Annotated in this window: 1 protein-coding gene; it reads left to right on the top strand. The window is 48.8% G+C overall.

The features are described from left to right. A partial coding sequence (locus tag R7Q46_RS30155) for a peptidase dimerization domain-containing protein (RefSeq protein WP_318078714.1) occupies positions 1–523 on the top strand: 523 nt, incomplete at both ends.

Below are 523 nucleotides of genomic sequence, written 5' to 3'. Positions count from 1 at the left end.
TTGTATCTGTATGAACCCAGACGAAGAAACCGGATCGTTAGATTCGGTCGACTGGATTCAATCTGTTGCAAAAAACGCGAAAAACGTATTGGTGGCAGAAGCAGCACGCGCAGACGGCGGTTTAGTCAAAGCGCGCAAAGGCATGGCGCGTTACAAAATCACGTTTAATGGCATTGCAGCCCACGCTGGCAACGAGCCAGAAAATGGCCGCAGTGCAATTACCGAGATGGCGAACTGGATTCTCACAATCAATGCCATGACGAACTTCGAATCTGGTACCACATTAAACGTGGGTATTGTGTCTGGCGGTAACGGCGCAAACATCGTCCCTGAGCACGCTGAAGCGATCGTGGATGTGCGTTTCTGGAGTAATGAAGAATACGATGATGTCGATAGCAAGCTAAACGGCATGCTGGAAACACCATTCGTTGATGGCGTTAGCATCGAGTTGGTTCGTGAAGCTTACAAACCTTCTATGGTGCCAAGCGCGCAAACTGAAAGCTTGATGGCATTAGTTGAAGAA

This window comes from Vibrio sp. 811, assembly GCF_033339195.1.
This window is presented reverse-complemented; position numbering and strand designations above follow the sequence as displayed.